Raw genomic sequence first — 26,786 nt, forward strand, 5'->3', positions numbered from 1 at the left:
AGTAACTTACCACCAGAAATGCTTAAATGAACATTCCTTCCGGCAGAACTTCTGTTTCGTTTTCTCTTTTTGTCATTACTTTCTGCACGGACTCAATGAAATCTTCCATACCAATGGATTCTTTGTCAAACCTTACAGCAAGCATTCCCGCTTCCATTGCAATGGCATCCAGGTCTGCTCCACTTGCTCCATCGGTCAGGCGGGCAAGTTTTGCAAAATCAACATCTTCTCCAAGATTCATGAATCGTGAGTGAATCTTGAGAATATTTGCTCTTGCTTCCTCGTCAGGCATTGGTACATAGACGATCCTGTCGAATCTTCCCGGTCTCAGAATAGCAGGGTCCAGCACATCCAGCCTGTTGGTGGCTGCAATGATACGTACTTCTCCTCTACTGTCAAAGCCATCCATTTCCGCAAGCAATTGCATCAGGGTCCTCTGTACTTCACGGTCAGCCCCGTTGGTATCGTTAAGACGCCTTGATGCAATAGCATCAAGCTCATCAATGAAAATGATACTCGGGGATTTCTTTCTGGCCATCTCGAACAGGTCTCTGACAAGCTTTGCACCGTCACCGATATACTTCTGTATTAGCTCGGAGCCTACAACTCTTATGTATGTAGCTTCTGTTCTGTGTGCAACGGCTTTTGCCAGTAATGTCTTCCCTGTGCCTGGTTCGCCGTACAGGAGGACACCCTTTGGAGGGGTGATACCTATGCGTGTGAAAGATTCCGGTTTTGTTAATGGCAATTCTACGGATTCTATAAGTTCCTGTATCTGTTCTTCAAGTCCACCGACATCATTGAAATCAACGTCCTGGGAATCCACGACTTCCATTGCGGATACCGCCGGGTCTTCTGTGGCCGGTATAACTTCGACAATTGCAAGTGTTTGCTGGTTCAGGGCCACTTTGGTACCGGGTACAAGTGTCTTATCGTCGATGTACTGGGACACGTTGACCATGAACTGGGGTCCTGTAGAGCTTCTTACAAGCACTTTGTCATCGCTGATCACATCCATTATGGTAGCAACTACCAATGGCACTGTTTTCAGGCGGTCAATCTCGGCCTGAAGCCTTCTGACTTCTCTTTCATATTTCAGTTTCTGGCTTTCAACAAAGCGTTTTTCAGACTCTATCTGATCACACTGTTCTTTCAATAAACTGTTGCGTGATTCGAGTTGTCTCATGCGGTCAAGCAGGTATTTTGAAAAATCTTCTTCACTCCCCGCACCTGCATAGCCGAATTCTGCTTTATTAACGCCCGTAAAATCATATCTTTCGTGATTCACATCACTTTCGCTGGTCTCGCTCATATGCCTCCGAACATTATTTAAGCCGGAAGGGTATATAGCCCTTTCGTAAAGACGAGATTTGGCTTTTATGAGTTGAGATCTATGCAATGTGAAATATGTGGCACTGATATCAAGGGGCCTTCTTTTAAAGTAAGTATAGACGGTAGTGAACTCACAGTATGTGGAAGATGTTCCCAGTATGGTAAGTCAACTGGCAAGCGTGCTCCTGTGTCAAGGAAGGTTGCACCTGTTAGTCGCAGCCCTGTGACCTCAGGAACCCGCAGACCTCCCCGTAAGGCTCCAGAAATGGTAGTCGACGAGCTTATTGACGACTATGGTCAGGCTATACGGGAAGCCAGGGAACGTAAGAAATGGTCACATGATCAGTTGGCTTCAAAGATCAAGGAAAAAGCAATGTTGCTCAAGAAGATCGAGCGTGAGGAAATTATCCCTGAGGATGATGTTCTTCACAAGATCGAAAAAGCCCTTGACATCAGGCTTACAGAAAAAACCGGTGACAGTGACTGGAGTGGCGACCGCCTTAATCGTGGTACCACACTTGGTGATATTGTGAAGATAAAACGTAAATAAGGACAATTAGTGATAAAATGAGTCTTGACGCTAAAAAACTGGGATTTATAGGAACCGGGAAAATGGGCAGCGCATTAATAAATGGGATATGCAATGCCGGGCTCTTTTCCCCTTCCAATGTATATGCAAGTGACCTTTATGAACCATCTCTTGATGCGTTGAAGCAAAATGCAGGTGTCAATGTTTCCACCGATAATAAAGTTACAGTCGTTAACTCTGACGTAATTGTACTTGCAGTCAAGCCACAGATACTCCGAAAAGTGATAGCATCCATAAAGGATGACATTACTGAAGACAAGTTGATAATCTCTATTGCAGCAGGTGTTAAACTTGAGGCAATTGAGGACGAACTCAAGGAAGGAACTCGTGTTGTCCGTGTAATGCCGAACATAGCTGCAACAGTTGCTGAGGCAGCATCTGCAATATCTACTGGTAGAAATGCATCCGTAGACGATGCTGATGATGTCCTGGCTATATTCGGATCAGTGGGAAGTTCCCTGATCGTTCCCGAGCACCTTATGGATGCGGTTACCGGGCTTTCGGGCAGTGGACCTGCATTTATTTTCCCTGTTATTGAGGCAATGGCAGACGGAGGAGTTTTTGAGGGTCTTGACAGGAACAGTGCAATAGTGCTTGCAGCACAAACAGTTTTGGGTGCTGCAAAAATGGTACTTGAAACAAACACTCATCCTGGCCAGCTAAAAGATATGGTTACTTCTCCCGGAGGAACGACGATTCGTGGTGTTCGTGTTCTGGAAGAATGTGGTGTAAGGGCAGCTTTCATGAAGGCAGTGATCGAGTCATCAGACCGTTCAAAAGAACTAGCCAAATAATTCCTATCCATAAAACCATATTGTATATCTCTCAAAATAGAAAAGTTTATTATATTAAAAAGTTTTAACTATAATAGAGCTAGGGAATCCAAACATTAGGTGCGGGAAGTAAAAACGTAGTTCAAGAGATATGCATATGGAAAAATTGTACAAGGGGATTTTTTGGGATGGGGATTGACATTAAGTCTTTTGCTGTAATTCGCGGGGATAATGCTGACAAGGTCAATGTAGCATTACATGATCTTGAGCATTATGGAAGAATTAGGTTTGCATCAAAACCGAAAAGAATTGAACCACTTTACGCTGATAACCTTCTTGTTAGTGTTGCAGGTGTGCCACTTAGGGCAAAATGCAATTCTGCAGCATTGGTGGAACTCGACAACAATGCAGGTGCTGCCATTAGTAAGTTAAGGAAGATACATCCACCTGCTCATGTGGTAATAGTAAGCCCAAGACATGAGGTTTATGAAGAACTCATGGATAAGTCCGAACTATATCCTGAGTTCGAGCGGAATTTTGAACCTCAACACCATTGAGAGTAATAAATTTGGCTTTGGTAATTAAACATCGTTATATAATATGATGGCCTCTTTTTATATATGAATTGTCCAAAGTGTAAGAGTTCCAGTCATAAGAAGAACGGTAGGATTGATGGTCGACAACGCTACAAATGCCATGATTGTGGATACAACTATTCAGTAGATATAAAATCCACCGCTAGCCCCGTATCTGTTAAGCGACAGGCTTTACAACTCTATCTGGAGGGGTTGGGATTTCGTTCAATTGGACGTTTTTTGGGCGTTAGTCATGTTTCTGTTCAAAAATGGATTCGAAAATTTGGTAGTGAATTAGAGGATCTAAAAAGTGAAAATGAGATTTCTGTTGTGGAATTGGACGAGATGCATACTTATATTGGGAATAAAAAAACTACTGCTGGATATGGATTGCTGTTGATAGATATGGGAAGAAATTCATCGATTGCTCTTTTGGCAGCAGAGGAACAAAAACAGGACAAAAACTCTGGAAAAAGTTAAAGACAAAAGAGGTTGGGGAAGTAATGACGGATTATTGGAGGGCATATGCCAAGTTAGTCCCCAGAAACATCCATACTCGATCAAAAGCAGAAACATATACTGTTGAAGGATACAACAGCATATTTAGGCATTTCCTGGCAAGACTAAGGAGAAAGTCAAAGTGTTATACTAAAAGTCTTGAAATGCTAAAAATCTCCGTTTTGCTCTTAATGAAATATAGGAATAAAGAACTAGCTATGTTTAATTAACAATGCCATAAATTTATCTTAAAAAGAATCCGTAACGTCTGTAGCTTTGGTTATATCTTTTAGTTTTCTAACGTAGCTTGGAAGACTTTCAACATCTTTTATCTCTTTCTGGACCAGGCTGATAATCAAATCTCTTATCCTCGTTTCTGGGTTTGAATCCAATGATTGGAGATTTTCTACAAGTTTTGAAGCCAGTATATTTCCTCTTCTGTCCCAGTCAGTAAGAATGACTATTCTTTGACCACTTTCTGCCAATTCCTCGCAGAAGTTGATAAGTGAGTGATGGGTGGCAAGACGGAAATCTCCCTTCAGACCCAATGTCTTAAGGGCAACAATATCTCTTTTCCCTTCAACCACAATTATTGACTCTTGAATAGCAAGTTCCTGTAATTCATCCAATAGTTCTTCGATCATTTTCAGTCTTTTCTGATAAACAACAAAAGGTGCTTTTAATGGTTTTTTTGAATTTGTGTTTCTTCTTTGCATGAAAATATCCGTGGCTATTCTTTTAAAATACTGATTTTAGAGTTACTTTTCATCCGATTAAAAACTGACCTTTGAATCCATGGCGTAACATGTTTTAAAAAATGTGCATAAGTAAAATCGTTATTTACAAGTAAATGCCCTGCCGTAATGAAAAGCAAACTTTCGGGATCGGAGGATCTTTTACGGCAAGGAGATAATATTCACTTGTAATAACGAACGAATTCTTCAAATTGTTCATAATGACTGGCTCTTTCTACCAGGTTTTCGAAATATTCATCCATGTATTTCACCTCAGGTACTAGATTGTCATATGCATATATTAAGCAAAGGCAAGTAGGGTGAAAGTATTGGTTTAATCATCTGGGCAGATGATCTATCCTAGTGCTGCGGTAGTTTTTTTTCAAGAATGTTAATGACAGTGTTATACTCAACATTCTCTAAAAGAAGAGATTTTTTAGAATTATGCATACCATTAACAATGGAAATATCAGCTGACCTTAGTTGGAAAAGATCCACGAGGCTGGCTACAAGCTGTTCATTGGCCTTGCCTTTCTGGGCATTTTGTGACAAACGCACTTCTATGCGTTTTCTCCATAGATTATAGCCGCTTGGAACGCAAAGTTTTTTTGATCCAGGGGTAACTTCAATATCAATAATTACTCCTGCATCAACCTTTTTCAATGCATCCTCAAAAGACATTCATTGCACCATCAAATAATCAATTAACCTAAAACAGATAATGAGGATAGGATAATGCTGTCGTCTGACGCACTAACTCCGGGATATCATCCTATGGATTTTCCGCTGTCCATCCCAGTTTCCCTCGTGACAGGCTTTATCGCACTATCCAGTGTAGCGTATTGAGGTTGTCTGTACAATCACTGATAGGCTCTGCCATGTTCTCATGCAAGGACCTAACAATACGCACTTTTAATACAACGCGTGACGCATATAAAGGTGACGTCTTGAATCTCTACAAATACTTAGCAACGCTTATATTCCCTGCATTTATCCACAAAGCTTTTCACAGGGAATGAAGCAGGGTGTGCGTGGGTATAACTTGCCAGGGAGTTATGTTCGGTGATACAGTCCATGCCGTCCACGATCCCCTTCCCGCGTTTCATTTCGTAGATCAGTTTTGCATCGTCAGCACAATACGTTACCGAATAGTGGAACTCATGTCCTCTTACAGTTCCCTTTATAAAGTCACCCTTTGCAGTACCTTCGGTATATCCCAGTGCCTGTAGTTTCTTTGTCAGCACAGTCTCTGCAGGAAACAGGTCTGCCATTTTATGAACAGTGTCATCGATCTCATAGGATTTCGATAAATACTGAAGCCCGCCACACTCGCCGTAAATGGGCATGCCGTCGGCGGAGAGGTCTTTCAGGGATTTTGTGGTCTTTGAACTTTCCAACTCAGATATGTGGAGTTCGGGATAACCGCCTCCAAAATACATTCCGTCGACATCCGGAACTTCCTCCTTTATCGGACTGAAGAAAACAACTTCTGCTCCGGCCTGCCTGAAGGCATCGAACATGTCCTGGTAGTAGAAACAGAATGCACTATCCAGTGCAATACCTATCTTTACCTTGTCTTCCGAAGAGCTTTCTTCAACAGGTACATCTTCAACATCAGGTGCAGTTTCGGCTATGGAGATGATTGCATCCAGATCGATATTTTCCTCAATGAAACCTGCGAGTTCTGATGTGTCAAAATCCTGTTCATGAGCCATGAAAAGGCCAAGGTGCCTGGAGGGAACACTGACATCCTGGTTACGCGGAAGTGTGCCTACGACAGGAATGTCCTGAATAGCATCGATGATCATCTGTGAGTGTCTGGGGCTTCCTACTTTGTTGAGTATAACTCCGGCGACATTCACGTCCTTGTCGAATTCTGAAAATCCTTTGACCATTGCTGCTGCACTCCGTGACATTCCGTGAACATTGACCACCAGGATCACGGGGAGATTAAGTGATTTTGCAACATGTGCGGAACTTGCTATCTCGGTAGCTCCCATGCCATCGAAAAGTCCCATTACTCCTTCTATTACATTTATGTCGGCGTTCTGTGAGTGCCTGGAAAAAGTATTTTTGACTCCTTCAACCTGCATCATAAAAGTATCAAGATTCCTTGAAGGTTTACCACAAATAGCAGTGTGGTAGGTAGGATCGATATAATCAGGTCCCACTTTGAAGGGTTGTACATCCATATTTCTTTTTTTCAGGGCTGCCATTATTCCCATGGACACAGTGGTTTTTCCTACGCCACTATTTGTTCCCGCCAGCAGTACAGCTTTTGTCATGCAGGCTATTTTGTCTAATATGTATATATGCATTATTCTTCCTGGTGTGTATTCAATATGTTTAAATAAATAACGTCTATCTAAGTACTATGTCTCCCGCAGGAAAAGGGGAAGTTCTGACAGACACATACGGACGAACTGTCAGAAGTCTGAGGATGTCCATAACCAACAGGTGCAACCTTAATTGTATTTATTGTCATAACGAAGGTCATGTTGGCCACAGTCCTGAGATGTCCGTAGATACTATCGTCAACATTGTAGAGATCGGTTCGCAATTCGGGATAGATCGGTTGAAACTATCGGGAGGAGAGCCTCTTATAAGGAAAGATCTTGAAGAAGCACTTGTCCGTCTTCCTGATATGAAAGATGTATCCCTTACCACCAATGCCACTTTGTTAAGGGACAGGGCATCATCCCTTAAAGATGCGGGTCTTGACAGAGTGAACATAAGCCTTGATTCCCTTGATCCTGAAAAATATCGAGAGATAACCAATTGTACCAAATGTACATTTGACAAAGTCCTTGATGGCATCCACGAAGCAGTTGATGCAGGCCTTACTCCTGTTAAACTGAACATGGTCCTTTTGAAAGATTTCAATGACGATGAGATAAAAGATATGCTGGAATTCACTCGTAGTTACAATGGTGATGTGATACTGCAGTTAATCGAACTTATGGATTTCGGGGGTCTTCCTCAATACAAGATAGATGCTAATGAGGTGGAAAGGTCTTTGCTTTCTGTTTCCTCGGATGTCCAGGTTCGTGAATTACACAAGAGGAAAAAATATATCATTAATGGTGCAGAAGTTGAGTTTGTCAGACCGGTGGATAATACGGAATTTTGTGCAAACTGCAACAGACTGAGGGTCTCTGCAGATGGTAAGCTCAAACCATGCCTGCTGGTAAACGACAATCTGGTAGATGTCTCAAATGCCAGCAAAGATGAATTACCTGATCTTTTCAGGCTGGCAGTAAGCAGACGTGTGCCTTTTTGCAGGAACTTACAGGAGTTTTAAAAATGGAAGTTGAATTAATAGTAGATGGAAAAAATATCGAGATCAATCACTTTGTCAAGGCCATACTGGGCAACATGGTACTTGGTGCCGCCACAACCTTGCATGGTGTTGAAAAGGATAGCAAAGAGATCCTTATCAAAGTAAAGCAATAATTTCAGTTTTTTTCTTTTTATTTGGTAACTATTCAGCCTAACTGTTTTAATGATGCAAAAAACAATATACTATGGCTTCATTCTATGTGTTAAAAAATATTCAGTAAAATATCATAAAAAACGTCTATCAATCTGAGGGGATTTGTATAGACCGCGAAGAAATACTTGCAGTTTATGAAGCTGGTCCAGAAGCAGTAGTAGAACTTGTAACTCGATTACTTGGGATAATTGAACATCAATCTCTCCAAATTGCACAACTTGAAGAGCGTGTCAGGCATTTGGAAGAAATGCTTGAAAAGAATAGTCGCAACAGTAGCAAACCACCTTCTACTGATTCTTATGCACGGAATAAACCAACCGTTAAAAGTCAAAGAAAAAAGACCAATAAGCATGTAGGTGGTCAAAACGGTCATCCTGGTACTACATTAAGAATAAATGATGATCCGGATGAAGTTATTGTTCATCCTGTTAATCAATGCGTCAATTGTGGGAGATCGTTAGCTTCTGTTCCCTCTGACTATGAAAGAAGACAGGTCTTTGACATTCCTCCTATAACTATCAATTGCATTGAACATCGTTGCGAGATTAAAACATGTCCCAAATGTTCTCATGTAAACAAAGCTCTTTTTCCAGATGGTGTAACTCAGCCGACTCAATACGGTCATCGAGTTAAGTCATTTGCAGTTTATTTGCACACTTACCAATTACTTCCTTATCAGCGTGTTACCAAGTTGTTCTCTGATATTTTGGGATGCAAGATAAGTCCTGCTACTTTGGTGAACACGGAACGTAGTTGTTTTGAGAAGCTTGGAGCTTTTGAAAATACAGTGAAACATCTCCTGAAAGAATCTCCTGTCATCAATCTGGATGAAACAGGAATGAGAATAAATGCAGTTCGTAATTGGCTTCATGTGGCAGGTACAGACAAACTGACCTATTATTTTGCACATCGTAAAAGGGGCTCAGAAGCAATGGATGCTATGGGCATATTACCAGGTTACACTGGTGTTGCAACACATGATTTTTGGAAACCGTACAACAAATATGAATGTCAACATTCATTATGTAATGCACATTTATTACGAGAGTTAACTGGAGCTTCCGAAAACAGGGATCAACAGTGGCCAAAGATAATGAGTGATCTCTTGATATGCATTAAACATCATGTTGATAATGATCTTTTAGATACTGAGCTAATTCAAAGGTTCAGTGAGGATTATGATCACATAACTTGTTTAGGAGTGAATGAAAATCCTCCTGATCCGGAATCAAATGTGCGGTCTAAAAAACGAGGACGTAAGAAGCAGACCACGGTAAAGAATTTGCTGGATAGGTTTATTGGCCATAAAGAGGATATCTTGCGATTTATGTACGACCAAAACGTTCCGTTTGATAACAATCAGGCTGAAAGAGAGATCAGAATGACGAAAGTACAGCAGAAGATATCAGGTACTTTCCGCAGTAAACAGGGTGCAAAAAATTTCTGCCGTATAAGAGGATACGTGTCTACTGTTAATAAGAATTCTGAATCTGTTATCGATGCAATTAGTGCAATATTTTATGGCAATTCATTTGTTCCAAAGTTGCAGAATTGATCGTGGATGAAGAAATCAGCTTGGTGGAAGTGAGCTAGGCTGAATAGTTACTTTATTTGTTTTAAAACCTGTTTTACAGCAGGTGCTCAATTTCTGAAAAGTCTATTGGGGAAGTTGCGTCAAGTGATATTGGTGTCACTGAGACGTTTCCATTCTGCATTATAGCATGGACATCGGTACCTTCTTCTTCGTCCTCGATCAATTCTCCTGCTATCCAGTAATATGGTCTTCCTCTGGGGTCATGTCGTTCTTCCACGTCGGTCTTGAAGAATTTCCTGGCAAGGCGTGTAATCTCTATCTCCGGGTCATTTTCAACAAGGTGTGGTATATTGACATTGAGCAAATCCACTTTATCGGGGAGTCCATGCTCCAGGACTTTCTTTGCTATCTTATTGACAACTTTTATGGCCACATCATAGTCGTGCTTGAATTCCCTGTTGTCGTCAAACTTGTCGCCTTCTTCCATAACCTGTATGGATGCAGCAATGGCTGGGATGTCATAACTCGCACCTTCCAATGCAGCACCTATTGTGCCTGATGTGGTTATTGTGTCTGTGCTAATGTTTTCTCCGATATTGAATCCAGAAAGAATGAGATCAGGCATTTGCTTCATGATTGAGAATATTCCAAGTATGACTGAATCAGTGGGTGTACCGGCAACAGCATTGACCTCAATTCCATTAATTGTGGTCTTTGTTATCCTGAGTGGTTCAAAAATAGATATTGAGCGGCCAACGCCACTCTGCTGCATCATAGGGGCAGAGACTGTTACATCTCCCAGGTCAGCAACACTTTTATGGGCAGCATGTATGCCTGTAGAATAAACACCGTCATCATTTGTGACTAATATCTTTTTTGACATGCTTACACCATTGTAAGCTCATGCCTTAAAATTAATGGATAAAAAAGTAGGTTTCAATGGGCGCATTCAAACGTTTGCATATATCCTGTCTTTCCGGCGTGTGGATGTAGCAAAGTTTTTCTGTTCACCCATGTCTGCAAGTGCTTTGATTTTTTCAAGTACTTCGATATTCGCACTCATTTCATCAAGATCGAGTATCATTTGAATTAGATTCTCGTTCTGTTCACTGGTAAGGCATGGACTGTCCTTTACTATTTCAAGCAGTATAGATGCATCATCGATTACCTGCGCCAGTATGGTCCTGTCCATATATTCTTTTGCAAGCTCAGAATCGCTGCTTTTAAGGGTTTCATTGAACTCATTCAGCTGTTCCTCGAATAATCCAACATCATAATGTGAACTTCTAAAGATTTTCTTGATATAATCTTCTCTGTACACATGCTTTGAATTTTTAAGAACTTTCAAAAATTTCCTGTAGTCCATTGTATTTCACCCTAAGACTGTATGTAGGTACCTGTTACCTCATTTCCGTGCGTTTATTCCCTCGACAGGCCCTACGAGTCTGATCAATTGAAAAGTTTTACTGGCTGAGACTTGCTTCACTTTCAAGATTGTATTTTACTGTCTCGTTGAGGAATGCCTTGTTCATAATGTAAGCTTGAGCGAACTGTCCGCCATTCACATCATATTCACTTTCTGTATCAATTCCAAAATCTTCTTCCATTTCATCGTTTATCGAATCGCAAAGATATACCTGAAGGTCGCCTCTGGCATCCATGAAAACGGAAGGTCTAACTCCGGAGTTGCTGTACTCTTCGACCAAACCTCTAAACACTAATGACATATATCGCATTGATTCCATCGGTCATCACCATTACCTCCTTCTTGTGACCATACACTTAAAGGTAATGTCGTGTTAATTCAAAAAATGTACAGGAATTAGTCATTCCATGTTCACAAACGGTTCTGATATCCTGGGTTTTTTGAATTAATCACTATCTGTTGGCATGGTGCTCTATGTATATTTATGCGGGTGTTTATATACTATAAGTAATAATGTATTTTTCAAATGTTATTGCTTTGATAAGAAATGTTTTTAATCATTGGGGTATACTTGGAAGAATAAATTAGACTAAAAATGAATTAGATTAAAAACGAATTATACTTAAACAATCATTTAGTTGGAATAATTATGCTTGAGGATGAATATCAGCTTGATTTTTTTTCTGAAAACGGTTTTATTAGGAAGCAGTGTTCAAAATGTGGTCAATTTTTCTGGACACGTGATGTCGACAGGAGTACATGCGGGGATGCCCCATGTGACCCCTATAGTTTCATAGGCAATCCGGTTTTCAAGAAAAAGTTCGACCTCGCTGAAATGAGGGAGTACTATCTTGAATTTTTCGAAGACAGAGGTCATACCAGACTGGAAAGATATCCTGTTGTTGCCAGGTGGAGGGATGACATTTATCTGACCATCGCTTCAATTGCTGATTTTCAGCCATTTGTCACTTCCGGCCAGGTAAAACCGCCGGCAAATCCGCTTACTATCTCCCAGCCATGCATCCGCCTTTCAGATCTTGATGCGGTAGGGCGAAGTGGTCGCCATCTAACTACTTTTGAGATGATGGCCCATCATGCCTTTAATAAAAAGGACGAAGAAATCTACTGGAAAGATCGCACAATGGAGTTGTGTGATGAGCTTTTCAATTCCCTTGGGGCTGACCCCCTGGCTGTGACTTATAAGGAGGAACCCTGGGCTGGCGGTGGTAATGCCGGTCCCTGTGTTGAAGCCCTTATAGGTGGCCTTGAAGTTGCCACGCTTGTTTTCATGAATCTGGAACAGTCAAAGGAAGGTGACATTCCAATAAAAGGTGAGCAATACCGTAAGATGGATGACTATATTGTTGATACGGGTTATGGCCTTGAGCGTTTTGTATGGGCTTCGAAGGGTTCTCCTACAATATACGATGCTGTTTTCCCCAACATTGTCAATGAACTCATGGAACTTGCAGGTCTTGAGCATGAGCTGGACAATTCAGAATATTCTAACATCCTTTCGCAGAATGCCCGCCTTGCAGGACTCATGGATGTAAGCGAGAAGGCAAATCTCTTCGAGCTTCGTAAACAGGTAGCTTCAAGTATTGGTACCACTGTGGACAAACTTTCGGCTATTATGGAACCTGTGGAGAATGTATATGCGATAACCGATCATACCCGCTGTCTCACCTTCATGCTGGCTGATGGCATAATTCCATCAAATGTCAAAGCAGGATATCTTGCACGCCTGGTGCTTCGCAGAACTCTGAGGATGATGAATGATATGGATATCAGGATTCCTCTGTCAGAGATAGTTGAGATGCACATCAATAATCTGCCAGAATATCCTGAATTTAGTGAGAAGCTTGATGTTATTCAGGATATACTGGAACATGAGGAAAGAAAATTCGCTGAGACCCTTGATCGTGGCAGGCGAATGATACAGAAATCTGCAAAACATTACAAGTCCTCAGGTGAGAAGATTCCTCTCTCAACGGTCATAGAGATGTATGACAGTCATGGCATCCCTCCTGAGATATCAAAACAGGTTGCGTCTGAAATGGGAGTAGATACCGAACTTCCTGATAATTTCTATTCGCTTGTTGCTGAGGGCCACAGCAAGGCCGAGGCTAAAGAGGAAAAAGTTTTCCCATATGCGGAAAAGGTCGAGAAACTCCCCGAAACAAAGCGTCTCTTTTATGACGAACCTACAAGGATGGAATTCGAGGCAGTTGTGCTGGATGTCTTTGATAATCATCTGGTGCTTGATAGTACCCTTTTCTATCCTGAAGGTGGTGGACAACCTGCAGATCATGGTACTATCACGGTCTATGATAATGTCCTGAATGTTATTGATGTTCAGGTTGTGGACGGTGTTGTTGTTCATATCATAGAAGATGTAGAAGATGAGCTTCACCTGAGAAAAGGTGACCTGGTTGTCGGAAAGGTAGATGAGGAACGGAGGATGGCTCATGCCTGCCACCACACTGCGACACATATTGTGAATGACGCAGCAAGGAAGGTACTTGGTGACCATGTGTGGCAGACCGGTGCACAGAAGGCAGTTGACCGTGCCCGCCTTGATATTTCTCACTACAAACGCATAACTCAGGATGAACTGAACCAGATGGAACTGATTGCCAACCGCACGGTGATGGAGAACCAGCGTGTTACTGCCGAGTGGATGGACCGTATTGATGCTGAGAAGAAGTATGGTTTCAAGCTCTATCAGGGAGGTGTCCCTCCGGGAAACACTATCCGTGTTCTCAAAGTTGCAGATGATGTTGAGGCCTGTGGAGGTACTCACTGTATAAGTACGGGACTTGTAGGCCCTATCAAGATCCTTAAGACTGAACGTATTCAGGATGGTGTGGAGCGTATCGAATATGCTGCCGGTCTTGCGGCAGTGAAGGCCACCCAAAAGATGGAATCCTATCTTGACCAGTCGGCAGAAGCACTGCGTGTACTTCCCGAACACCTGCCATCAACCATCGAGCGTTTCTTCGGTGAATGGAAAGAATTCAAGAAAGAAAACGAAAGGCTCAAAGATGAACTGGCACATGTACGTGTCAGCCAGATGGCCAATGAAGCAGTAAATATAGGCAATATTCGTCTCGTGGCAAAGGTCATTCCAAACGTTGATATTGATGAACTCGTGAAGATTGCCGGTGAGCTGACTATAAACAAGGACATGGTCGTGCTTTTGGCAAGTGATGCGGAAGGTGTCAAGATCGTTGCCGCCGCAGGCGATGACGCCTTGAAAGCCGGTGCAGATGCAGGTTCTATCGTCAGGGAAATGTCAAAAGTAGTTGGCGGCGGTGGTGGCGGTCGTCCGAATATGGCTCGTGGTGGCGGCATTGATGCCAGCAAGATAAATTCAGCTCTTGAAGCTGGCCGCAATATGCTTGCAGAACAGATCAGCAATTGATATAGCAATAAGTATGAGGAATTGAAATGATTCCAGGGGAGATCGGGCAGTTCTTTTCTTCCCAGTTTGGGAAGTCCCTGCTCGTTAAAGGCAAACCAGGTACCGGTAAAACTACTTTCATATTCGGAATACTGAATGAGCTCTGTCCGGAAGGAAATTGCATTTACATTTCTCCCCGGATAGACAAATCCTCATCTTATGGTAAGTTCCCGTGGATTGAAGGGGATTTCAGCAATAATGAAGATTTCCTCAGAATGCTAGCTTCCAGAATCAAAGTCATCTGGGAATCGGGCGATTCAAAACCCATGATAGTAGTGGACTCCATAGATTCTCTGAGTATTGCGACAACAAGATCCTCCCAGTGGGAAGATAACAAGTTCGAACTTGAACGTCTCCTTTCTGATTTTTCCAGGAAGGTGAATGCAGATCTTGTACTTATCACCGAACAGACTGAGGTCACTTCTCTTGATTACCTTGTCGATGGAGTAGTGTCTCTGGAAGTTTCTGAGATATCAGATGCTGACCTCCGAAAAGTCAATTTGCTGAAGATACGTGGTGTGGAACTGTCCCAATCAAGATATCCTTTTACTCTTGATGGTGGTAAGTTCAATAGCTTTGAACCATTCACGGTATCGTATCCCGAACAAACGCAGGTTCCAAAACCTTTCCCCGACCCTATTGAAAGTAAGATCTCGACTGGTATTCGTGATTTTGATGAGATATTGGGGGGCGGTTATCAGAAAGGCAGTTTCAACCTTTTTGAGATCACAAGCGGTGTGGGTGATTCCTTTTACAGTCTCTTGCTTCCTACATTTATCAATCATTTGAACCTGGGTAGGGGGATGCTGAGTATTCCTACTGAGGGTACTAGTGTTGAAACCGAGAAAAGACTCATCTCTCCCTTCACTACAGAACATGTTTTTCCCGGACAGTTCAAGGGTTTTGAGATACGTGACCTTAAGGGACGTATTCCTCCCTATATAGCAGCATTTTCGGGTAATGTCTATAAGGATATGGATGTGTTCTATCAGTCAAAGAATGAGATGATGCGTCAACATGGTTCTCCTCTTCTTGATTATATCGGGCTGGATAGTATGGAATACAACTATGGCTGGGAAAACATAGGTTCTATTATAGGCCAAATGGCGTCAGTAACCAAAACTACTGACAATGTTGTTCTTGCAGTTGCAAAACACGGTCAGAAGATCACTGATTCTGTAGCGCACATGGCCACAACTCACTGGAAGTTTGAGAACGTTGACAAGACTCTTGTTGTTTATGGGGTCGTACCTAAAACCGGTATTTTTGCGGTCCAGATGGAATTCGTTCAAGGATATCCTCAGGTTCGTTTAATTCCTATGAAATGAATATTTTAGTACGGCAAGTACATTTTTTGCCCAAACATTAATAAGAAAATAAAACCAATAATATTTACTAAACAAAATTAAAAGGTACTTGTCAATGAATGTTCAAACGCAGGAAATCCTTTCAACCCTCAGGCAGGAATTGTCCAACAAGAATGCATTATTCTTTGCTCCAGTTGACAGTTTCATAGAGCGCCTGGTGTATTTTTATGTATCGAATATACTAAGGGAAGATACTGACCGGACACTAGTCTGGTTGTGTCTGAATGCTTCCCGGGATAAGATATTTAATCGGTTTGAGGATTTTGGCTTTGATCTTGAGCCAAGCAGCAGGATGTTCTTCATTGACATCGATGCTCCCGGTAAACAGCATTATGAAGATACTTTTTATTGCAGTTCAGTAGCCGACTATACAAAAATGGCTTCACATATATCTAACATCTTTCAAAATAATTCGCGCACCCTGCTTATCATAGACAATATGAATGTGCTGGCAAGCGACACAATGCAGGTAGTCGAGAATTTTATTAAGTTCATCGAAAAGAAAGTAGCTGAAAATAATGGAAGCATTCTCTCCATGCTTTCCAAGAACATTCTGCCATCTGAAACAGAAGTCCTTATAAAATCATTCTTTGATGTGGTCATTGAGATTAGTAATGTGGGTGAGATACACACGGAGATTGGTTTGAAGGATTTTGATTTCCGATACTCGGTTGGGGACGGTTCTATTGAATTCGAACCGATGCAGAAGAAGATCAGACGGGAAAGACTCAAGATTCTCATTGTCGATGATGAACCGGATATCCCGGAATTGTTGAAACTTTCTCTTATAAGTGAACCCTATGATTTCTTAGTGGCGCACAATGGGGAAGAAGCTATAGAGCTTACCCTCAAAGAACTTCCTGACCTTATCCTTCTTGATATCATGATGCCTGATATGGATGGTTACGAGGTTGTGGAGAATCTTAAATTAAGTAAAGCTGCAAGTGATATTCCTGTAATAATGATCTCTGCTAAGACAGCCATTGAGGATAAAGTAAAGGGAATGGAACTTGGTATTGATGATTACATTGCCAAACCATTCGATAAACGCGAGGTCAAAGCAAGAATAAAGATGGTTATGAGACGTCTGGGTTGGGTTGAAGAGGAATAACTATATATTGGCTACATATATATAATTTGATGATAATATTATAATTAATTCTTTTCAGGAGCTGTTAATTAATTATGTGTCCCAAAATTATGGTTGTAGATGATGAAGAAGATACCATAGACCTTGTAAAATTGATTCTGGAATCTGAAATGATAGAAGTTATCGGGGCAAAAAGTGGTTTTGAATGTCTTGAGTCCATTGATAAGGAAAGACCTGACGCTATTTTGCTTGACATCATGATGCCTGACATGAATGGATGGGAAACTTTCCACAAGATAAAAGAAAAAGAGCCATCTTTGCCTGTAGCCATGCTTACTGTGAAGAGCCAGGAATTCGATAAGATGCTTGGCTTGCATGTGTTAAAAGCAGATGACTATATAACCAAACCTTTTAGCAGGAAGGAACTCATAAAGAGAACGAGGGAACTTCTGGAAATGAAACTTCAATGATGCAACACTTCACAAATGATAGCATCATTTTTCCTTAGAAAAAGATGAGCTTTCCTTTCACCATTCAGTTCCTTTTCCAGATCATTACGTGCTTCCCAGTATCTTTCAGGTTCTATTGATGCCCTGATGATTACCTTTCCAAAAGAGTTCTGCTTCAGGTATGAGTTTATCTTCGTGGTATTGAATTCCATTACCTGCAATACTTTGTAGCTGTTTTTGAACAACTTAGATTCTAATGGAATATCAGAGCTTATTAATACTCTTTTATCATCGATCTCGAATATGCTAATGTCAGCCTTCTTCTTAAAAGAAATCGCCAGTTGGTCAAGAATACCTGCTTTTGTAACACATTCTTCTGGTTCATATGCGTAGGTTCCGGGTTTATCCGTCCTATTGGCATTTATTGTTTCGCCATCTTTCCTAATAATTGTGCTACCAGGTAGCGCAATAGCAGAAACATCAGCTTTTTTCAGTTCACCAAAGTATAAATTCAAACGATTAAGTTTGCCATCAAGGGACATGTATTCCTTTTCACAATCATAAGCTATTTTTTCAGGTGTGATCTGGGGTGGTGCCTCAAAAGCAAAATTCAAAGTTTTATCGGCATATGCTTTCATTACTTCCGGAATGGGTGGGCTCAGGTTATCGATGTTTCTTTCTTTTTCCGTAGGGGGTCTGGCAGGATCTGAGAATACCACATCAAGAGTTGGTAAGGCTGCTATTACATCTGTTGCAAGGGCATCTCCGGTTATGAACTCTATGTTACTGATGCCCATTAACTCAGCATTCTTTTTTGCGTAGGATATTTTTTTCTCATCAATCTCTATTGCATATACAAAATCGCAGTATTTCGCAAAGTAGAGTGCCTGTCCTCCGATACCGCAACTTATATCCGCTATCACTTTGCATTGCAATCTCTTTGCCCTATACTCCGCAACAGGCTCAGGAGTTGCGAATCTAATGCCATCCTTATCGGATATCATTTTTGTCTTGAATTGTTTTTTGCGTGCCAAATATATCAGGTATGTAATGTCTCATAAATGATTTAAAATCATCTGCACACATTTTCTATAATATTGAAATCAAGTATTATTCAAAATTTATATATAATATTGATGGTATATTGAGTATCATATACATATCTCTGTCATTATATTAATTATTACTAGTGAAATCATGGCCGGATTTAGCGATAAGATAAAAAAGATAACTTCTGTTCTCTCCAAGAAGGATAAAAAAAAGGGAGCTGATTCTCCATTTGATTCAGACGCCCCTTCTTTTCTACAGGGTACTCCAGATCTTGGTTCTATTCCTGATCTATCGGCAGGATTGCCACCGGTACCCCCTGGCGTAAATGCTCCGGATATTTCTGGAAATCCTCCATTTCCTCATGGCATGGCTCCACCGGGGGGTATGCCTCAACAAGTGCCTCAGCAATCATCTGTAAGCGATGAAATGCTAGAGGAAAACCGGAAAAAAATAAAAGATGTTGAGAGTAAGGTTTCAAAATCAGATGTCACTTTGAATATGGTTAAGAGGGAAAATGAAGAGATCAAAAAGACTGTTGATAAGATAGACCAGAGTGTTCTTGAATTACTTTCCTTATACGAGATAGTGTCCAATCAGGTCAATCCTTTTGTAGGGGATGATGTTGCTTCTCGTGCTACCATAGAGAGATTTGAGAAAACAGATAATAGGATCACTGAAATGGGTGACATGCTGGTCCTGATGAAAAACGATTTTGATGCCGCATCTCTGAAAATGAGTGTGCCCCAGGGTGTCTCACCAGAAGCAGATTCCAGGATGCAGAACTTTGAATCGAAGATGGACGCATTTGCAGATGCAATGGTTATGATGCATGAAGGCATTGAAAAGTTATCTTCCAGAACAGAAGAACTATTTTCCAGAACCGGTACCCTTGACCAGAATATAGTTGACCTGGCTGAAACAACTGCCAATATATCTTCTCGCCTTGATACGCTTGAGAATAAATCTTCATCAACTAATAATGTAACTCTGGTGGAAAATGCACTTTCTATAGATGGAGAAAATGAACACGTAGCAGAAGGCGGAGTTACAGAAGATGGAGTTGCAGTAGTTTCAAATAAGGTCTCGAGTTCTGTGGTAAGGCTTGAATCTATCAAAGGTGATCCCACAAGTGTTGTTGTGTTGCTAAACTGGATAGAATTCCTGATGGAACGCGTAGGCAGGAATAACCTTATGGATGCACTTGATTATTATGTGGATATTGGATGGATAAGTGAGGATGTAAGGGCCGAGGTAATGGCATATGCCCGCGGAATAGATTATTATGTTGAGAAACCTACCTGGCGTCTTCTTCCGGAAGATCATACAAAATCCCTGCTTTTTGTTGAGCGATTATGTGGACGCAAGATCGATCGCAACATGCTTAGTTCCATAGACCGGGAAATGTCAAAAGTGAAACACGGTTTGGAGGAACTTTATGGGATTTGAGCTACCAGTCATAGCAATTATTTTTTTCATATCTGCAGTGCTGCTGGGAACCTTTTCTTATACAATGCTAGGTACTTCCAATGAAATACTTGATGATGCTTCGGCAGAGCAATATCAAATGCAGCGGAATCTTCTGCAAACTGACATCGAGGTGGAATACTCCACGGCTGATAGTTTTGCAGGCAACTATAATTTAACTGTAACTCTCTCTAACACCGGCAGTGAGACTCTTCATTTTGATAAGTTGAATGTACTGGTGGATGGAAATCTGGAATCTTATACATATAGTGATATTGCAGCTACATGGACTCCTGCTGAAACGAGGAACCTGACAATAACAGAACTCTCCGGTCTGGGAATTCATCGTGTTAAAGTTGTAACAGAAAATGGTATTTCGGCCTATGATTCATATTTGGTTTGATGCAAATAGTAGTTTTATATACTATTAATAATATATTAATTTCTACTTCTTATTATATTTGGACTGGCAGAAAAACATGATTAGTATGCTAACAACAGACAACAATAGTCTACTGAAAGACACGGACGCTGAAACCGCTGTCACACATATGATATTCTTCATAGCGGCATTAATGCTGGCTATTAGTGCAATTGCCTTCATATCTGCAGATGTCCAGTCAATGATAGCTTCATCAGGTACAAGCAGTAAACTGCTTTCAGAACAGATGAGGACTGATATTACAGTTGTTAACGATCCTGAATTAATTCCTTACAATAATGTCAGCAGTAAATACATATTCTACGCCAAGAACACAGGCAAAACAGAATTAGTACCGGAGTATGTGACGGTTCTTGTGGATGGTATTATGATAGACCCTATAGATGTTGATATTGGACTGATGGATGGTGACGTCATATGGAGGCCCGGTGATATTCTTACACTTAATGTCACTACCGTTCCCTCACCACTGGACTCCGGTGACCACAGAATACTTGTTGCAGCTGAAAATGGTAAATCTGGTGCCATGAGCTTTAAAACGTAATTAAGAGGCAAAAATGGCAAAAATCAATGGATTTGATATCCCACGGGATGATTTGAACGATAAATTAGGCGGTGGATTTCCTGCCGGTTCCCTTGTAGTTATAGAAGGCGGAAGTGGAGGTGGAAAAAGTTCTATCACTCAGCGCCTAGCATATGGTCTTAACGAAAACGAAGTCAGTGTAACGTTCGTTTCCACACAAATGACCACAAAGGGATTCATCAATCAGATGTATTCCATGGATTACCCGATTGCTCCTTTTTTGCTAAATGGTAATCTGCTGTATATCCCCGTTATACCTCTTGTGCAGGCAGCAAAATCCCGTTTCGATTTTCTCGAGAGGCTGATGGCTGCTGAAGAGTTATTCGAAAAGAATGTGATCATTATAGATACGATCTCATCGCTCATAAAGTACAGTGCAAACACCGAAAAAAGTCTTGATCTGATCTCCTTTTTTAAAAAACTGAACGGTATGGGTAAGGTCATCATCCTTACCATCGAGCCTAATCAGCTTAGCGAGGACATAGCTGCGATGTTCAGGTCATCCTGTGATGTTTACATAACTCTTAAATCAAGGCCTCTGGGAAGCGAAGTAAAGCGTACTATCGTTGTCAATAAATTCACGGGCGCAAAAGGTCCTGTGGGCCAGATGGTCGGTTTCAGGATCGAGCCCAAGGTAGGTCTTGTTGTAGAGATAGCTTCTGTATCATAATGATGAAGAAGGCGATTGAATGGATCAGGAATTTGAGAAAGCGATACAGAGAAATCCGCACCTTGGTGAATATGTCAAAAAGTTCATGCAGGAGAATGGTGAGGATGAACCAACTTTTGTGGTAAGTCTTTCCAAGGACCTCAGTAAAGACTATGTCAATATTATTCTACCAGTAGGAGACCCGGTATTCATTCATCTTTATGGAACTTCCGAACTCGGAGAGGTTAAATATTTTGGAATAGAGCCATTACTCACCAGCACTGAAAGAAAGAAATACCAGGTAGTTTTGAATATAATCCTTGAAAAATCTGCAAGGGAATCTGTACCGGAATCGGAATCTGAGCTCAAGGACCTTATTACTAAACTCCTGAACGGATCGATTGATATAGGTGAAGGCGGAGACCTGGATTCTGAAGATCAGGGAAAATTCAATGTACTCCAGAAATTGATGCCGGTCCAGAAGCAGGTTCCTATGACTCAGAAGGAGTATAATAAAATACTCTATCATATTGAAAGGAACATTATCGGTTCCGGCCCCATCGAGCCCATTATCAGGGATCCTTATCTTGAAGATATCAGCAGTATCGGAGTGGACAATGTCTTTATTGTTCACAAGATATTCGATACGGTAAAAACCGATCTTACTTTTGGGGATGAACAGGGGCTTGACAACTGGCTAAGGAGTATGAGTGAGCGTATCGGTCGTCCTGTGAGTGATGCAAGGCCAATTGCTGACGGTGCACTCCCCGATGGGTCTCGTATCAATATCATCTACAGTATAGATGTCAGTAAGCGTGGTAGCAGCTTTACCATGCGTAAGTTCAGTGAGGTTCCGGTGAGTATTATCCAGCTTATAAACTGGGGTGCATTGAATGCGGAAATGGCAGCTTATATGTGGATGTGTCTTGAAAATGGTATGAGTATATTCTTCAGTGGTGAAACTGCAAGTGGAAAGACTACAATGCTTAATGCGTGTCTTGCCTTTGTCAACCCCAAGGCAAAGATATTCTCCGCAGAAGATACAGCCGAGGTCCAGCCTCCTCAGCCGGTGTGGCAGCAGTTGATCACCCGTGAGGAAGGTCCACCCGAATCAAGGGTAGATACCTTTGCCCTGCTTAAAGCTGCTCTTCGTTCCAGGCCAAACTACATTATCGTAGGTGAAATTCGAGGAGCTGAAGGTAACGTGGCTTTCCAGGGTATGCAGACAGGTCACCCCGTACTTGCAACGTTCCACGCATCTGCTGTTTCGAAGATGATCCAGCGTCTCACAGCAGACCCGATCAATGTGCCTGTAACTTTTATTGACAATTTGAACATTGCAATGATACTTTCAGCCGTCTACCGTAAGGGTAAGTTTCTCAGGCGTGCCCTTGCAATTGAGGAAATAGAGGGCTATTATGAGGAAATCGGTGGTGTTGCAACCAGGGCCGTTTTCCAATGGGAACCGGATACTGATAAGCATAAATTTCGTGGTCTGAATAACAGTTACATACTTGAGGATAAGATAGCCACAAAACTTGGGTATGAAGATAAGAGGATGATATACCAGGATCTTTTCCTCAGGGCAAGGATACTGGAAGAAATGCGGTCAAGAGGCATTGATGACTATTATGAAGTACTTGAAATTATCGTGAACTTCTATAAACACGGTGTTGATGGTCTTCCTTTCTCTGTATAAGGTGAGCTTCATGAGTTATGAGAAGGCATTCAAGAATCTTGGCATGGAACCAAAAGCCTATGTGGAAAAGTTTGCCTTACCTATTATATCATTCGGTTTTATTTTTTCTATATTTCTCTTGATTGTCTTTCCTACACTTTTTACCGGTCCGGCCAAGTACATACCGGTATTGATACCTGTCATATGCATCATCTTTGCTTTTTCCTACCCTTTGTCGATTCTTGGTGCAAAGGCTGCTCGCATTGACAACAATATGCACTACTACATCACTCAGATGGGTTCTATTGCAACGGCTGAGACTCCAAGGCTTGATATTGTCCGTATTGTATCGGAAAATGAGGATTACCAGGAACTTGCGGAAGAGACCAAGAAGATATATGACCTTGTGACTGTCTGGAACCTCAGTCTTGCAGACGGGTGCAGGTTCATTTCTAAAAGAACCCCTTCAATCATTTTTGAGGATTTCCTTGATAGGTTCGCCCACGCACTTCAGTCAGGAGAAGATGTGAAAACTTTTCTTTTTGCAGAGCAGAACGTTGTAATGAATGAATATGAGGCCATGTACAATGGTGCTCTTTATGCGGTTGAGGTCATCAAAGAACTGTTCGTATCTATGGTGATGTCACTTATCTTCATGGCTTCTTTTGCGGTAATAATGCCTGTTATCACGGGGATGAATGCAGAACTTCTCATGGGAATTGTAGTAGTGGTCTTCCTTGTTACTGATCTTGTTATGGTAATCTTCACCAAGAATAAGATTCCTAAGGATCCTGCATGGAGCAGGTCCAGAATAGTTACGAATGAGAAACTCACATTGTATCGCTCAATTCCCATTTCTATAGCAGGCTGCATTGCTGTAGCTATCGTTGTTTCTTTCTATGGCAGGATAGAAACGTCGATAGCTGTTGCAATGGTTTTAACTCCTCTCGTTTACACAGGATACGTTTCCAGGAAGATCGAAAAAAGTATAAGGCGAAAAGATGAAAATTTCCCTGCTTTCATCCGTTCCCTGGGAAGTTCTGCCGGTGCAAGGGGTGGTGTGATAGACGAGGCACTGAGAGCTTTGAGAGCCCATGACTTCGGTCCCCTGACAAAGGATGTGAACAATCTTTACAAGATGCTGGTAACCAGAATAGATAAAATAACTTCCTGGGAGATATTCTCCGCCAATACGGGAAGTAATCTTATCCAGCGATTTAGTGTGATGTTCGTGGAGGCGACAAATCTCGGTGGAAAACCTGAAGTCATAGGGGACATAATCGCAACTAATTTTCATAGAATCGTGACTCTCAGGAAGAAAAGGAGCCAGTCGGCAAGCAGCCTGGTAGGTGTTCTCTACGGGCTGACAGGTGGTATCGGTTTTACAATGTATATTTCCCTGGGTGTGGTTGGACTGATGCAGGACATGTTCACGGCTGTTGATATGCCGCCCGGAATGTCTATGGGAATGGTACTTTATACAAATATAGGAAGCATGGAAACCCTTGCAAACATGGTTCTTGCAATAATGATAGGTCATTCACTGATGTCTGCAATCCTCATACGGGTCGTTGATGGTGGCCATATGCTGAGTGCAACAATCGATTTTGTGGTCATGGTATGGATATCAGGTTTAAGTGCCGTGGTAACTATGTCGGGTGTATCTTCGTTGCTGAATCTAAGTTGAAAAAAGACATTAAAAAGATACAAAAGAATAAAAAGCCGTCATGGTTTTTATTCTATTCTTGTTTTTATGTATTGTGCAATAATATCGCCAACTTCCGAAGTAGTGTATTTGCCACCAAGGTCTGGCGTACAAACGCCCATATTGAGTGCGGCATCGACAGCTTCCTCAACAATGGCTGCCTCTGCGAGGTTGCCATGCCATTCAAGAAGCATCTTGAGGCTCAGTATGGCTGCGATGGGATTTGCGATACCTTCTCCTGCAATGTCAGGTGCACTTCCGTGGACAGGTTCGAAAAAAGCATGTTTTGTACCTATGTTTGCACTTGGGAGAAGGCCAAGACCGCCTACAAGTGCTCCTGACATGTCGCTCAGGATGTCTCCGAAAAGGTTTGTTGTTACTATCACATCGTACTTCCAGGGAGATGTAATGAGGTTATAGGCAAAAGAATCCACAAGTTCATCCCGGTGAACTACTCCTGCGTCTATTGCAGCCTGACGGGAAACATCAAGAAACAGTCTGTCCGATTTTATTACATTGGACTTGTGTACGATAATAAGTTCGTTCTGTCTGCTCTTTGCAAGTTTGCAGGCATATTCCGCTATTCTACGTGATCCTTCTTTGGTAATGACTCTTTTAGTATACGAAGCATTTTCTCCAATTTCTTCGATTCCTGAGTACAGTCCTTCAGTGTTCTCACGTACAATGACAAAATTGAAATTGCTCCTGCCAAGTATTCCATGAACTCCGGGTAAAGGTCTTATGGGGCGGATGTTTGCATACATGTCGAGTTCTTTGCGAATGGTAAGCAGTACGCTTTTGTAGTTTGGATCTGGTGGCGTTGTCACAGCACCGAAGAATACACAATCACACTCTTTCAGTGTCACTATATCTTCATCGGTTATTGCAGAGCCTGTCTTCTCCCATTTTCCATAACCAAGTTCCACAGGTACTTTTTCAACATCAAGGCATAGTGCGTCAAGTACCTCGATTGCTGCTGGAATTACTTCCTTCCCGACGCCATCTCCTTCAACAATTGCGAGCTTCATATTCTTACCTCAGGATAAGTCCTGTTTACGTAATTCCCTGACTAATTCCCATATCGTATTTGCAACGTAGAATTCCGACGCACCCCAGTGAACCACAGCCCCCTTTATGCCATTGATTATCACTATGCCTGATTTTTCCGAACGGCAGCATCTGGTGATAAAAGGCTTTGAAGGCTTGAAGACATCCGATTTGAATGGGCAGATATTGACAAATGAATAGTCCAGCCCTGGGAACCTCGACTCGAACAGGCTTCTGGATATCTCACACCCCACAAGCAGTGATCCTTCTTTTGTAATAACATCGCAGTCAAGGCATTTCCCTTTCAGTCCGGAGGATGAACAGGGGAAAACAGTGTCTTCCCCTTCGAACTGCCGAAGGTCTGTAAGGTTCTCTGAGAACCTGATCGTCAGGTCTCCGAATATACCACTTTTCTCGATTCTCCTGACAACACTTGCAAGCCATGAGGGCTCAGGAGGCACTATATCAACAATCTCTATATCAAGCACCTTTGAAAGATCTGGTTTATGAACAAAGGTGACGTGCTTATCGATACCTGTGAATATTACCGTGTTAATGTTTCCTTTGCATAAGTTGTGCGCTGTTTCAATAAGAAGAAGACGGTCCTTGATATTCAGGTCTTTATCATAGTGGTTTATCTCTTCACCTGAAGCCAGTACTTTTAGGGATTCAACATCTCTTAGCAGATCGTCTCCATGATGATTTACTTCATAAAGAGTGTAGTTTCTCTCACCATTACAGTGTTCGACTATCATGTACTTCGTAAGGAAGTATATACGTTTATCTTCACCGTCATGTAGTTCCCTGCTGTGGCCTACACGTTTGTATTCATCGGGAAATATCAT

27 protein-coding genes are annotated in these 26,786 nt (G+C 41.7%); 17 read left to right on the top strand and 10 right to left on the bottom strand.

Going from position 1 to position 26,786, the window contains the following annotated elements; translation table 11 throughout:
* Positions 1–22: 22 nt before the first annotated feature.
* A complete protein-coding gene (locus V7O67_RS04590) occupies positions 23–1,312 on the bottom strand; it encodes a proteasome-activating nucleotidase (protein ID WP_406671042.1) in 1,290 nt (429 codons plus the stop codon).
* 81 nt (positions 1,313–1,393) lie between these two features.
* Between V7O67_RS04590 and V7O67_RS04595 the strand changes: the two genes are divergently transcribed.
* From V7O67_RS04595 to V7O67_RS04610, 4 genes are all read left to right on the top strand, one after another.
* Positions 1,394–1,882 carry a multiprotein bridging factor aMBF1 gene (locus V7O67_RS04595; protein WP_406671044.1) on the top strand — a complete coding sequence of 163 codons (489 nt, stop codon included), beginning with the start codon at positions 1,394–1,396 and terminating at the stop codon, positions 1,880–1,882.
* 17 nt (positions 1,883–1,899) lie between these two features.
* A complete protein-coding gene (gene proC / locus V7O67_RS04600; protein WP_406671046.1) occupies positions 1,900–2,715 on the top strand; it encodes a pyrroline-5-carboxylate reductase in 816 nt (271 codons plus the stop codon).
* 167 nt (positions 2,716–2,882) lie between these two features.
* Entirely contained in the window at positions 2,883–3,251 is a 369-nt protein-coding gene (locus V7O67_RS04605) for a DUF356 domain-containing protein (protein WP_342305986.1), read from the top strand.
* A 63-nt stretch (positions 3,252–3,314) separates the two neighbouring features.
* Positions 3,315–3,997, top strand: a protein-coding gene (locus V7O67_RS04610; protein ID WP_342303728.1) for an IS1 family transposase whose coding sequence is annotated in 2 segments (ribosomal slippage) — positions 3,315–3,641 and positions 3,644–3,997 — 681 coding nt in all. Because the reading frame shifts where the segments join, the coding sequence is not laid out codon by codon here.
* 18 nt (positions 3,998–4,015) lie between these two features.
* Here the strand turns inward: V7O67_RS04610 and V7O67_RS04615 are convergent.
* The 3 genes from V7O67_RS04615 to V7O67_RS04625 all read right to left on the bottom strand — a co-directional run bounded on the left by V7O67_RS04615 (position 4,016) and on the right by V7O67_RS04625 (position 6,786).
* Entirely contained in the window at positions 4,016–4,483 is a 468-nt protein-coding gene (locus V7O67_RS04615) for a toprim domain-containing protein (RefSeq protein ID WP_342305985.1), read from the bottom strand.
* A 378-nt stretch (positions 4,484–4,861) separates the two neighbouring features.
* Positions 4,862–5,182, bottom strand: coding sequence for a DUF167 family protein (locus V7O67_RS04620; protein ID WP_342305984.1), 321 nt, complete (start codon positions 5,180–5,182; stop codon positions 4,862–4,864).
* A gap of 284 nt (positions 5,183–5,466) precedes the next feature.
* The gene (locus V7O67_RS04625) at positions 5,467–6,786 is read right to left on the bottom strand and encodes a cobyrinate a,c-diamide synthase (protein WP_406671049.1); all 1,320 of its coding nucleotides are present in this window, start codon (positions 6,784–6,786) and stop codon (positions 5,467–5,469) included.
* Positions 6,787–6,875: 89 nt separating this feature from the next.
* Here V7O67_RS04625 and moaA point away from each other — a divergent pair, with 89 nt between their 5' ends.
* From moaA to tnpC, 3 genes are all read left to right on the top strand, one after another.
* Complete coding sequence (gene moaA, locus V7O67_RS04630) at positions 6,876–7,802, top strand: GTP 3',8-cyclase MoaA (protein WP_406671051.1); 927 nt, start codon at positions 6,876–6,878, stop codon at positions 7,800–7,802.
* A 2-nt stretch (positions 7,803–7,804) separates the two neighbouring features.
* A complete protein-coding gene (locus tag V7O67_RS04635) occupies positions 7,805–7,954 on the top strand; it encodes a hypothetical protein (protein WP_342305981.1) in 150 nt (49 codons plus the stop codon).
* A 146-nt stretch (positions 7,955–8,100) separates the two neighbouring features.
* Positions 8,101–9,549, top strand: a complete 1,449-nt coding sequence (gene tnpC / locus V7O67_RS04640; protein ID WP_406671421.1) for an IS66 family transposase — start codon at positions 8,101–8,103, stop codon at positions 9,547–9,549.
* A gap of 73 nt (positions 9,550–9,622) precedes the next feature.
* On the opposite strand, the gene surE is transcribed toward tnpC, so the two are convergent.
* From surE to V7O67_RS04655, 3 genes are all read right to left on the bottom strand, one after another.
* Complete coding sequence (gene surE / locus V7O67_RS04645) at positions 9,623–10,411, bottom strand: 5'/3'-nucleotidase SurE (protein WP_342305980.1); 789 nt, start codon at positions 10,409–10,411, stop codon at positions 9,623–9,625.
* A 66-nt stretch (positions 10,412–10,477) separates the two neighbouring features.
* Positions 10,478–10,894: a hypothetical protein gene (locus tag V7O67_RS04650; RefSeq protein WP_342305979.1), complete on the bottom strand. Its 417-nt coding sequence runs from the start codon at positions 10,892–10,894 to the stop codon at positions 10,478–10,480.
* Between the two features lie 97 nt (positions 10,895–10,991).
* Positions 10,992–11,273 carry a hypothetical protein gene (locus tag V7O67_RS04655; protein ID WP_406671054.1) on the bottom strand — a complete coding sequence of 94 codons (282 nt, stop codon included), beginning with the start codon at positions 11,271–11,273 and terminating at the stop codon, positions 10,992–10,994.
* Between the two features lie 330 nt (positions 11,274–11,603).
* Here V7O67_RS04655 and alaS point away from each other — a divergent pair, with 330 nt between their 5' ends.
* From alaS to V7O67_RS04675, 4 genes are all read left to right on the top strand, one after another.
* Positions 11,604–14,378 (top strand): alanine--tRNA ligase, encoded by a 2,775-nt coding sequence (gene alaS, locus V7O67_RS04660; protein WP_406671056.1) that lies wholly within the window; start codon positions 11,604–11,606, stop codon positions 14,376–14,378.
* Positions 14,379–14,404: 26 nt separating this feature from the next.
* Positions 14,405–15,745 carry a gas vesicle protein GvpD P-loop domain-containing protein gene (gene gvpD, locus V7O67_RS04665; protein ID WP_406671058.1) on the top strand — a complete coding sequence of 447 codons (1,341 nt, stop codon included), beginning with the start codon at positions 14,405–14,407 and terminating at the stop codon, positions 15,743–15,745.
* A gap of 94 nt (positions 15,746–15,839) precedes the next feature.
* Positions 15,840–16,895, top strand: a complete 1,056-nt coding sequence (locus V7O67_RS04670; protein ID WP_342305975.1) for a response regulator — start codon at positions 15,840–15,842, stop codon at positions 16,893–16,895.
* A 74-nt stretch (positions 16,896–16,969) separates the two neighbouring features.
* Positions 16,970–17,344, top strand: coding sequence for a response regulator (locus V7O67_RS04675; RefSeq protein ID WP_342305974.1), 375 nt, complete (start codon positions 16,970–16,972; stop codon positions 17,342–17,344).
* On the opposite strand, the gene V7O67_RS04680 is transcribed toward V7O67_RS04675, so the two are convergent.
* Positions 17,338–18,357 carry a methyltransferase domain-containing protein gene (locus V7O67_RS04680; RefSeq protein WP_342305973.1) on the bottom strand — a complete coding sequence of 340 codons (1,020 nt, stop codon included), beginning with the start codon at positions 18,355–18,357 and terminating at the stop codon, positions 17,338–17,340. The genes V7O67_RS04675 and V7O67_RS04680 overlap by 7 nt on opposite strands.
* Before the next feature lie 163 nt (positions 18,358–18,520).
* Between V7O67_RS04680 and V7O67_RS04685 the strand changes: the two genes are divergently transcribed.
* The 6 genes from V7O67_RS04685 (at position 18,521) to flaJ (ending at position 24,876) form a co-directional block, all read left to right on the top strand.
* The gene (locus tag V7O67_RS04685) at positions 18,521–19,819 is read left to right on the top strand and encodes a FlaD/FlaE family flagellar protein (RefSeq protein ID WP_406671060.1); all 1,299 of its coding nucleotides are present in this window, start codon (positions 18,521–18,523) and stop codon (positions 19,817–19,819) included.
* Positions 19,809–20,240, top strand: coding sequence for a hypothetical protein (locus V7O67_RS04690; protein WP_342305971.1), 432 nt, complete (start codon positions 19,809–19,811; stop codon positions 20,238–20,240). Before V7O67_RS04685 ends, V7O67_RS04690 begins: the two co-directional genes overlap by 11 nt.
* Positions 20,241–20,316: 76 nt before the next feature.
* Complete coding sequence (locus V7O67_RS04695) at positions 20,317–20,823, top strand: flagellar protein G (RefSeq protein WP_342305970.1); 507 nt, start codon at positions 20,317–20,319, stop codon at positions 20,821–20,823.
* Positions 20,824–20,836: 13 nt separating this feature from the next.
* Positions 20,837–21,532 (top strand): ATPase domain-containing protein, encoded by a 696-nt coding sequence (locus V7O67_RS04700; protein WP_406671062.1) that lies wholly within the window; start codon positions 20,837–20,839, stop codon positions 21,530–21,532.
* A 19-nt stretch (positions 21,533–21,551) separates the two neighbouring features.
* Positions 21,552–23,210 (top strand): type II/IV secretion system ATPase subunit, encoded by a 1,659-nt coding sequence (locus tag V7O67_RS04705; protein ID WP_406671064.1) that lies wholly within the window; start codon positions 21,552–21,554, stop codon positions 23,208–23,210.
* A 10-nt stretch (positions 23,211–23,220) separates the two neighbouring features.
* Positions 23,221–24,876, top strand: coding sequence for an archaellar assembly protein FlaJ (gene flaJ / locus V7O67_RS04710; RefSeq protein ID WP_406671066.1), 1,656 nt, complete (start codon positions 23,221–23,223; stop codon positions 24,874–24,876).
* Positions 24,877–24,923: 47 nt separating this feature from the next.
* Here flaJ and V7O67_RS04715 read toward each other — a convergent pair whose 3' ends face one another.
* Together V7O67_RS04715 and V7O67_RS04720 are read right to left on the bottom strand one after the other, a co-directional pair.
* Complete coding sequence (locus tag V7O67_RS04715; RefSeq protein ID WP_406671068.1) at positions 24,924–25,922, bottom strand: isocitrate/isopropylmalate family dehydrogenase; 999 nt, start codon at positions 25,920–25,922, stop codon at positions 24,924–24,926.
* Between the two features lie 9 nt (positions 25,923–25,931).
* Entirely contained in the window at positions 25,932–26,786 is an 855-nt protein-coding gene (locus V7O67_RS04720) for a hypothetical protein (protein ID WP_406671069.1), read from the bottom strand.

This window comes from Methanolobus sp. ZRKC4, assembly GCF_045291305.1.
In the GTDB taxonomy this organism is placed as follows: Archaea; Halobacteriota; Methanosarcinia; order Methanosarcinales; family Methanosarcinaceae; genus Methanolobus.

Excerpts from the sequence above, each read along its gene's own strand:
- V7O67_RS04595 (WP_406671044.1), top strand. The coding sequence starts at position 1,394 with ATGCAATGTGAAATATGTGGCACTGATATCAAGGGGCCTTCTTTTAAA.
- flaJ (WP_406671066.1), top strand. The coding sequence starts at position 23,221 with ATGAGTTATGAGAAGGCATTCAAGAATCTTGGCATGGAACCAAAAGCC.
- moaA (WP_406671051.1), top strand. The coding sequence starts at position 6,876 with ATGTCTCCCGCAGGAAAAGGGGAAGTTCTGACAGACACATACGGACGA.
- V7O67_RS04625 (WP_406671049.1), bottom strand. The coding sequence starts at position 6,786 with ATGACAAAAGCTGTACTGCTGGCGGGAACAAATAGTGGCGTAGGAAAA.
- alaS (WP_406671056.1), top strand. The coding sequence starts at position 11,604 with ATGCTTGAGGATGAATATCAGCTTGATTTTTTTTCTGAAAACGGTTTT.
- V7O67_RS04655 (WP_406671054.1), bottom strand. The coding sequence starts at position 11,273 with ATGGAATCAATGCGATATATGTCATTAGTGTTTAGAGGTTTGGTCGAA.
- V7O67_RS04615 (WP_342305985.1), bottom strand. The coding sequence starts at position 4,483 with ATGCAAAGAAGAAACACAAATTCAAAAAAACCATTAAAAGCACCTTTT.
- V7O67_RS04720 (WP_406671069.1), bottom strand. The coding sequence starts at position 26,786 with ATGATATTTCCCGATGAATACAAACGTGTAGGCCACAGCAGGGAACTA.
- V7O67_RS04620 (WP_342305984.1), bottom strand. The coding sequence starts at position 5,182 with ATGTCTTTTGAGGATGCATTGAAAAAGGTTGATGCAGGAGTAATTATT.
- V7O67_RS04675 (WP_342305974.1), top strand. The coding sequence starts at position 16,970 with ATGTGTCCCAAAATTATGGTTGTAGATGATGAAGAAGATACCATAGAC.
- V7O67_RS04670 (WP_342305975.1), top strand. The coding sequence starts at position 15,840 with ATGAATGTTCAAACGCAGGAAATCCTTTCAACCCTCAGGCAGGAATTG.
- V7O67_RS04635 (WP_342305981.1), top strand. The coding sequence starts at position 7,805 with ATGGAAGTTGAATTAATAGTAGATGGAAAAAATATCGAGATCAATCAC.
- V7O67_RS04700 (WP_406671062.1), top strand. The coding sequence starts at position 20,837 with ATGGCAAAAATCAATGGATTTGATATCCCACGGGATGATTTGAACGAT.
- V7O67_RS04590 (WP_406671042.1), bottom strand. The coding sequence starts at position 1,312 with ATGAGCGAGACCAGCGAAAGTGATGTGAATCACGAAAGATATGATTTT.
- V7O67_RS04650 (WP_342305979.1), bottom strand. The coding sequence starts at position 10,894 with ATGGACTACAGGAAATTTTTGAAAGTTCTTAAAAATTCAAAGCATGTG.
- gvpD (WP_406671058.1), top strand. The coding sequence starts at position 14,405 with ATGATTCCAGGGGAGATCGGGCAGTTCTTTTCTTCCCAGTTTGGGAAG.
- proC (WP_406671046.1), top strand. The coding sequence starts at position 1,900 with ATGAGTCTTGACGCTAAAAAACTGGGATTTATAGGAACCGGGAAAATG.
- V7O67_RS04715 (WP_406671068.1), bottom strand. The coding sequence starts at position 25,922 with ATGAAGCTCGCAATTGTTGAAGGAGATGGCGTCGGGAAGGAAGTAATT.
- V7O67_RS04695 (WP_342305970.1), top strand. The coding sequence starts at position 20,317 with ATGATTAGTATGCTAACAACAGACAACAATAGTCTACTGAAAGACACG.
- surE (WP_342305980.1), bottom strand. The coding sequence starts at position 10,411 with ATGTCAAAAAAGATATTAGTCACAAATGATGACGGTGTTTATTCTACA.
- V7O67_RS04705 (WP_406671064.1), top strand. The coding sequence starts at position 21,552 with ATGGATCAGGAATTTGAGAAAGCGATACAGAGAAATCCGCACCTTGGT.
- V7O67_RS04685 (WP_406671060.1), top strand. The coding sequence starts at position 18,521 with ATGGCCGGATTTAGCGATAAGATAAAAAAGATAACTTCTGTTCTCTCC.
- V7O67_RS04605 (WP_342305986.1), top strand. The coding sequence starts at position 2,883 with ATGGGGATTGACATTAAGTCTTTTGCTGTAATTCGCGGGGATAATGCT.
- V7O67_RS04690 (WP_342305971.1), top strand. The coding sequence starts at position 19,809 with ATGGGATTTGAGCTACCAGTCATAGCAATTATTTTTTTCATATCTGCA.